Annotated in this window: 4 protein-coding genes and 2 pseudogenes; all 6 read left to right on the top strand. The window is 34.9% G+C overall.

Annotation, left to right across the window (positions count from 1 at the left end; all coding sequences use genetic code 11):
• Nucleotides 1-246 (top strand): annotated as a pseudogene (locus L3V30_RS23645) (ISAs1 family transposase); the annotation flags it as partial.
• A 94-nt stretch (nucleotides 247-340) separates the two neighbouring features.
• On the top strand, nucleotides 341-1,141 hold the full coding sequence (locus tag L3V30_RS23640) for a hypothetical protein (RefSeq protein ID WP_237310102.1): 801 nt from the start codon (nucleotides 341-343) through the stop codon (nucleotides 1,139-1,141).
• A gap of 88 nt (nucleotides 1,142-1,229) precedes the next feature.
• Nucleotides 1,230-2,483 (top strand): hypothetical protein, encoded by a 1,254-nt coding sequence (locus tag L3V30_RS23635; protein ID WP_237310100.1) that lies wholly within the window; start codon nucleotides 1,230-1,232, stop codon nucleotides 2,481-2,483.
• A 349-nt stretch (nucleotides 2,484-2,832) separates the two neighbouring features.
• Nucleotides 2,833-4,125 (top strand): O-antigen polysaccharide polymerase Wzy, encoded by a 1,293-nt coding sequence (gene wzy / locus L3V30_RS23630; RefSeq protein WP_237310098.1) that lies wholly within the window; start codon nucleotides 2,833-2,835, stop codon nucleotides 4,123-4,125.
• 498 nt (nucleotides 4,126-4,623) lie between these two features.
• Nucleotides 4,624-4,965, top strand: a pseudogene (locus tag L3V30_RS23625) (ISAs1 family transposase); the annotation flags it as partial.
• Between the two features lie 359 nt (nucleotides 4,966-5,324).
• Nucleotides 5,325-6,449, top strand: a complete 1,125-nt coding sequence (locus L3V30_RS23620) for an ISAs1 family transposase (RefSeq protein WP_237310097.1) — start codon at nucleotides 5,325-5,327, stop codon at nucleotides 6,447-6,449.
• Nucleotides 6,450-6,487 lie beyond the last annotated feature (38 nt).

Here is a 6,487-nt window from a genome sequence, read left to right as displayed (position 1 = left end):
GAAGAATTTGGTAAGTTATGTCGAGGTCACTGGGGCGTTGAAAGTATGCACTGGTGGTTGGATGCCGTAATGAATGAAGATGACAGTCGAATTACCTACAAGCACGCATCCGAAAACCTGTCCCGAATTCGTCAAATGAGCATGAACTTTATTAAGCTTGTAGAGATGAAAGGGACCTTAAAACGGCGACAATTGAAATGCGCGTTAAATACTGAGTTCCGAGAGAGAGTTTTGTTTGGGGTTTAAGGTGTTTTAACAAATTTGCAACTCATGCGGGAACCCTGGGAAAATAGAGCACACGTTAACCGATTTATTGACGATTTACATGAGAATGAAAGTTATGAAAGTTGCACTGAATTTTGCAGATGAAAACTTTAGTAGAATTAGGCGTTTAAATAGTAAAACAGCAAAATGGTTTGGTAACTTTGATAAAGTATTTGAATTTACTCCTAAGGATATAGATGATGAATTTTTTGAAGCTAATAAATCGATCTTATGTCAAAAAAGGGGGGGCGGTTACTGGTTGTGGAAGCCTTATTTCATAAATGAGACCCTTAAAAGGCAAAGTTATGGGGATTATATATTTTACTGTGATTCTGGAGCTTTTTATATAAATAGTATTGACCATTTAATTGAAAGGCTTGAATCAAGCAAACAAGATATTATGTTATTTGAAGCGCCTCTCATAGAGGGGCAATGGACAAATGAATACTTGTTAAATTCATTGGGTTTTGATAATGATGCTGTGAAATTTAGTAACCAAATAATAGGTGGCTATATTTTAATAAAGAAAACGGAGTCGTCAGTCTCTTTTATTAGAGACTATTTAGAACTTTGCACTAATGAGAATTACTTGACTGATATTAAGACAAAAAAAAATGAAATGGCTTTTTCTCATCGTCATGATCAATCGATATTAAGTGTTCTTGCAAAATCAAAAAATATTAAGCCATTTAAGGACCCATCTGACTATGGAAAATTCCCTTTTAGGTACTTTTCAAAAGATAGACTTTTTAGAATAAATACTAATACTGATGAATATCCTGTTATAGTATTATCGAATAGGAAGGCTAATCCCTATATCTATGCTTTAAAGTATTATTTAAGGTCATTGCTGAAGATGATAGTCGTTAACAAATGACCCCATTTTGCGCAAGAAAGTTGTTGTTTTTATTTACATGGCAGAATTATAAGTGCAGTCAAATTATGTAAAAGACATTAGGTTGTCAATGTTATTCTCATCTATATCTAAAGTTGTAACATTTATAAACCAAATCGTACTGCTACCGCTTGCTTTGGTTTCTATTGGCAGTGATGGGTTTGCAACCTTTAATATCGTACTTGCTTCAGTTTCTTGGTTGTTTGTTTTTAACGGGGGCTTATCTCCAGCTATAGTGAAAATTTTTTCATCTTTAGCTGAAAAAGATGAAAAGGCGAAAAGTTTTCAGTTATCATTTTTAGTGTTAACTGGAATTATATTTCTATTTGGATTTGTCTTGAGTTTGGTAATTCAGCTTAGTCCTCAAGGATCATTTGTTTATAACAACGCTAATTTAATTATTACAGTTAGCTGTTTATCTGCGTTGAATGTTTTGTTGTCGCTAGCAACAGCCATTCGTCAGGGATTGCATCAACAATATATTAATAATGCTGTAGGGCTTTTAGGCAATGTAATCAATTTAATATTGGTATTGTGTTTCTATTTTTTTGAACGAACATCTCTTGTTGAATTGTCGATTTCAATGTTGGGTGGTTTCATTATATCGAGTTTAATTTTTCTACCCGATTTGTTGTTAAAAACAAAATATTTATTTAATAAGGTTGAACTGCGTGATTTGCCTTTCATAAAAAGTTTTATTATTACATCAAGCTTGTTTTTTATAATACAAGCAGCCGTATATATTAATCAACAGATTACATTGATATTAGCTGCTAATTTCATAGGGAATGATGCTGTAACAAGCTTTAGTTTTATTTTTAAATATTTTATGATAGTTGGTGGTTTTGTAACAATGGTTTTTCAACCTATTTGGCCTGCTATACACAACGCGATCGCTAAAAAAAATGTTGAATGGGTACTATCTGTTAGTCAAAAGCTTACGTTATATCTGTTGTGCTACGGAGTGTTTACTTGTGTAATAATGTTTGTTTTCGGAGAGAAGATATTTAGCATTTGGACTAATGGTATAATCGCACTGTCGCCTATGGCTATCTATCTTGTAGGTTTCTATTTTGTTTTGATCTGTTATACACAATCTAACGTGATTATTTTGATGGGATTGGGGGGAATTAACAAAATAGCATATATAACTATAATAGAGAGTCTAATGGTAGTTGTTTTTTTGCTACTCCTATTGCCTAGTTGGGGGTTAGAGGGGGGAATGATCGCATTAACCATACCTAAATTATTAATTAGTTGTGTTCTTTTAGAGAGAAGTAAAGTTATTTCAATCACTAGGATATCAGAAAAAGGAAAAGTGTAATTAGAATAATTGTCGATATGACAAAGTTAAGTAACTATTAACCTAGGGACATGAACGTGAAGTACCAGGGGGGAATTACTTACATGCCTATATTTCAAGAGATGGCGGTACATTGATGTAAAGATATTGGTTGACAGTTTTCAACTTTAAGCAAAATCAATGACTTTGTCGTAGTTTGCCTGCTGGTTATAAATGACATTTCTGACTAGCTTTCTGCACTTATGTAGCAGAGATATTCATGATTTTTCCGCGGGTATTAACTTTCTTGATAATACTCGTACTTAGTCAGATAGTGTCTTATTTTATTCATATTCCAATATACTTAATAGTGATTTTCAATAGGAGTGTAATGAAGAATTGTTTGTTTTTTTTAATATTTTGCTTACCCGTACTTTTTATTTCTAGTGAGATAGGGAACAGAGATAGTATAATAAATGCTTCATTTTACATTATAATAATTCAAAGCTCGGCTTTTTTGTTTTTTTTAAAAGGTAGTACTTTTTCCTTATTAAAGTCCTATTTTATTTTTTCATATATATTTTTTGGTCTTGTTCCTGTTATAGAATTTAACAAATTTGTTGTTTACTGGGGAGGGGGGGGGTTTAATGAAGATATATACTTACTTTTAAATGTGATAATAATTTCTGTAAACTGTTTGTTTGTCGTAGCGTATTCGTATTTTAGAATAGTAGGTGCAACTGTTTATTTAAAGTCCCAAGATATACATAGCGGTGGTTTTTCAACAATTGCCTTGGCCCTTTTTTCGTTGTTACTTTGCTTATGGATTAATAATTTTTCAATTCTTAGTTTGTTATTTAGAGGGGGGGAGTTCAAGGAGGTGGTTGAGGTGTCATCATGGCTTAGAAGTGTCGTTTATACGCTTTTTAGATTCATTCCCGTCTTTTTGTTTACTTTTTCAATAGTCTGTAAGAAAAGCAGCTTTTTTATTAATCTGTTGTTATTTGCTGTCATGTTATTATGTGCAAGTCCTTTGGGTATGCCTCGTTTTATGGTAGCTGCTTTATATATACCGCTACTTGTTATATTAATTCCTCGGCTTTTATCAGGTAATAATTACGCACTACTTTTATGTGGTGGTATAACTTTTGTTTTTCCTTTTCTAGATAATTTTAGAAGGTTAGGTGAGTCGGATTCAATAACATTAATGCCATCATTAGATTTTTTTGTTGGTGGACATTTTGACTCATATCAAAGTATATTGCGTGCAATTGAACTTGACTTTGTTAGCTATGGATATCAACTACTTGGTTCATTATTCTTTTTTATTCCCCGAAGTATTTGGCCTGACAAACCAATTGGTTCTGGTGCTGAAATAGCCAAAAAAGCAAACTATGTATTTGATAATATATCAGCAAACTACCTTGCGGAAGGGTTTGTTAATTTTGGGTATGTGGGTATTTTAGTCTTTATTATATTTTTTTCTTTTCTTGCATCTTCATTAGATAATGGTTTTTGGAAAAAGAGAAATAAAAACAATAATTATTTTAATTTAACTTATTTAGTTCTTGTTTCAAATACTACAATTGTTATGCGGGGGGACCTTAATATAGCAATAAATTCAACTGTCAGCTTATGCTTGGCTATATTTATGGCTAAGGCAACATTTAAATTACAGAAATAGTATGCTAAAGGTAGGGTTCCTACATGTTATCTTCACCGTCTTTCTCAAAGTTTCGGGATAATAGATTCAATCTGGCGAACTAGATAGCAGGACGAGATTGAAAGGATGAATTATGACGAATTCAAAGACCACTCTAGCATATTAAGTGATAGCCGTCAGGAACGAAAAATCACCTATGACTTTTTCAAGTTGTAACAGCAATGCTGTATGGAATGAAAACTTGGGATGAGATAGAAGCATTTGGCGAAGAGAACTTAAAGTGGTTTAGAAAATTTAGCCCTTATTCATAAGGAATACCTAGTCAAGATACCACAACTCGTATTGTAGGATTGGTTGACCAGGGCAAGACCATGAAGAACCCTTATTTCATAAGGGCTCGCACATGATGAGATTTTCATCCAAAGTATCGTTAGCTACTCATAATTTCAACAAAATCCACGATCAATTTGATGATCAGATTTAGGCGTGATCATATACTTTCTTTTGGGAGTAAATGACATGAACGGAACCAGCCTTTTGGAACACATATCAATCATTCGTGACCCACGCCAATTGTGGAAAATTGAGCATAAGCTAACAGACATCATTTTCTTGATGGTAGCCGCCGTGATTGCAGGTGCTGAAGGTTGGGAGGATATCGAAGATTTCGGACATGATAACCTTGATTGGCTGCGAGAATATGGTGATTTTGAGAATGGTATTCCAGTTCACGATACTATAGGTCGTGTGATTAACCTTGTATCTTCCAAGCAGCTACAGCGTTGTTTTTCCTTATGGATGCAAGGCTGTCATGAAGTGACGAAAGCTGAAGTCATTGCGATTGATGGCAAGACTCTCCGAGGCAGGGTTCCCGCATGCAGGGAAAATTCACGTACCTGCCCATGTTTAAAGGCTTCGTGGTTGTTAGGCACTCTATTTTTCAATATGGTTAGTTAGTACCATCACATAATTGACAATTAGCCGATGATCAATTTGTAGATCATTTTCAGTGTTTTCTAATACCTCCGTAGAAAAATTGGAGGTCCTACAGTGAGTAACCAGCACCCATTTATGCATTTTGATGTCATCCCAGACAGGGTTCCCGCATGTTATTTTTGCAGTGTTTCTCAATTTTTCGGGGTTAAATTTCAAAAAATAGGTTGAATGTGGTGATCTGACGTGATCTTATACTGTTTAGATAACAGAATGAGATTGAAAAGATGAATTACGACGAATTCAAAGACCATTTTAACATATTGAGTGATAGTCGTCAGGAGCGAAAAATCACTTATAATTTCTTCGAAGTGATGTTCCAAGTAGTGACTGCCATGTTGTGTGGAATGAAAACCTGGGATGAGATAGAAGCTTTTGGGGAAGAGAACTTAGAATGGTTTAGAAAGTTCAGCCCATATTTATCAGGTATTCCAAGTCAAGATACAACGGCTCGCATTGTTGGATTGGTTGACCCCGATGAATTTTCTCTTTGCTTTACTCGATGGTGTAATGATATTCAACATGAAAAATCATTAGAAACCAACCATATAGCTATTGATGGCAAGTCTTTGAAAGGCACGTATGATCACAGCAAGAAGAAATGCTTAACACATATGGTCAATGCTTATTCTGTTGATACTGGTCTAGTTTTAGGGCAACTAAAAACGAGCTCGAAATCGAATGAAATTACGACCATCCCCGAGCTTCTCAAATTAATTAGAGTTAAAGGTCGGGTCATTAGCGTTGATGCTATGGGCTGCCAGCGTTCAATTGCAGAGTTGATAGTGGATAGAAAAGGTGATTATTTAATGTCTGTGAAAGATAATCACCCAAGTCTTCATAAAGTCTTTACCGATAATTTTTCACTGGGGCAATTAAGCGATTATTCCGAGTATGCTTATGAAGAGGAAGAAGTCAGACAGCGTGGCCGCAAGGTGCTAAGAAGCTATATAGTCATTCCATTCACAGAGGAGTTTGGTGACTTTTCGGCTAAATGGAAAGACTTGAAAAGTTTATGTATAGCAACGACTTACCAAAAGAAAAATGGTGAGCCTTCAGGCAGTTTGGGGGTTAGATACTTCATTTCTTCTAAGAAAATGAAAGCAGAAGAATTTGGTAAGTTATGTCGAGGTCACTGGGGCGTTGAAAGTATGCACTGGTGGTTGGATGCCGTAATGAATGAAGATGACAGTCGAATTACCTACAAGCACGCATCCGAAAACCTGTCCCGAATTCGTCAAATGAGCATGAACTTTATTAAGCTTGTAGAGATGAAAGGGACCTTAAAACGGCGACAATTGAAATGCGCGTTAAATACTGAGTTCCGAGAGAGAGTTTTGTTTGGGGTTTAAGGTGTTTTAACAAATTTGCAACTCATGCGGGAACCCTG

This window comes from Vibrio sp. A1-1 (genome assembly GCF_021728175.1).
Lineage (GTDB): Bacteria > Pseudomonadota > Gammaproteobacteria > Enterobacterales > Vibrionaceae > Vibrio > Vibrio diabolicus.
Note: the sequence above shows the minus strand (reverse complement) of the source record. Positions and strands in the feature narration are given on the sequence as shown.

What these genes read in the sequence shown, in the direction of transcription:
- L3V30_RS23620 (WP_237310097.1), top strand. Translation starts at nt 5,325, where the DNA reads ATGAATTACGACGAATTCAAAGACCATTTTAACATATTGAGTGATAGT.
- L3V30_RS23635 (WP_237310100.1), top strand. Translation starts at nt 1,230, where the DNA reads ATGTTATTCTCATCTATATCTAAAGTTGTAACATTTATAAACCAAATC.
- wzy (WP_237310098.1), top strand. Translation starts at nt 2,833, where the DNA reads ATGAAGAATTGTTTGTTTTTTTTAATATTTTGCTTACCCGTACTTTTT.
- L3V30_RS23640 (WP_237310102.1), top strand. Translation starts at nt 341, where the DNA reads ATGAAAGTTGCACTGAATTTTGCAGATGAAAACTTTAGTAGAATTAGG.